General features: G+C 70.0%; 1 protein-coding gene. It reads left to right on the top strand.

Annotated elements, in window-relative coordinates; translation table 11 throughout:
- Window positions 1–80: 80 nt before the first annotated feature.
- Window positions 81–270 (top strand): hypothetical protein (locus tag NET02_RS16445; protein WP_284058513.1); only part of this gene is annotated, 190 nt, incomplete at its 3' end.

Below are 270 nucleotides of genomic sequence, written 5' to 3'. Positions count from 1 at the left end.
GGGGCGGGGAGGGGGGCATCGGGGACGGCAGCGATCGGGGTGGCGCGATTCTGGCACGAAGGAGCGGGCGTCGAGCCGATATGCTACGCACCCTGATGGACGAGACCACCGACCTGTTCGCCCCGACGGCCGCCGATGACGGCGGCGAGACGACCGACCTCGGCGCCTATGCCGAGCGCGCCTACCTCGAATACGCGCTCAGCGTCGTCAAGGGCCGCGCGCTGCCCGATGTCTGCGATGGCTTGAAGCCGGTGCAGCGGCGCATTCTTT

The organism is Thermalbibacter longus (assembly GCF_023806485.1).
GTDB classification, from domain to species: Bacteria; Chloroflexota; Chloroflexia; order Thermomicrobiales; family Thermomicrobiaceae; genus Thermalbibacter; species Thermalbibacter longus.
Note: the sequence above shows the minus strand (reverse complement) of the source record. Positions and strands in the feature narration are given on the sequence as shown.